Below are 337 nucleotides of genomic sequence, written 5' to 3'. Positions count from 1 at the left end.
CCGCGTCACCTTTAAACAGTGAAATCGCAAGCTACACACTCAACAGCGTCGATGATGCTGGTGTCACTGCGGTTATTAACGGCATCGAAGCAGACCTTAAAACGTCGAACAAAGTGATTGCTGGCTTCATTCATTTACAAGCTATCGTTGATGCGAAACAAAGCAACGAGCAAGCGGTTAACTTGAATGCAGACTCCAGAGCTTCACTGACGACAGCGTTCTTATTCGCCAAGCACCTAAATGGCCAACTGAATGCCGTTTCTGGTCGTAGTGTGTTCTTCACACTAAGCCGTATCGATGGTGGCTTTGGTTACCTAGATACTAAGCAACTAGCGAA

Annotated in this window: 1 protein-coding gene; it reads left to right on the top strand. The window is 46.6% G+C overall.

All coding sequences use genetic code 11. The features are described from left to right. A partial coding sequence (locus AB4496_RS25625; protein ID WP_372132661.1) for a hypothetical protein occupies positions 1–337 on the top strand: 337 nt, incomplete at both ends.

Origin of the sequence: Vibrio sp. 10N.222.46.A1 (genome assembly GCF_041473595.1) — a bacterium.
Classification (GTDB): domain Bacteria; phylum Pseudomonadota; class Gammaproteobacteria; order Enterobacterales; family Vibrionaceae; genus Vibrio; species Vibrio tasmaniensis_A.
The sequence above is the reverse complement of the archived record's forward strand: the minus strand, read 5'-3'. Positions and strand labels throughout refer to the sequence as shown.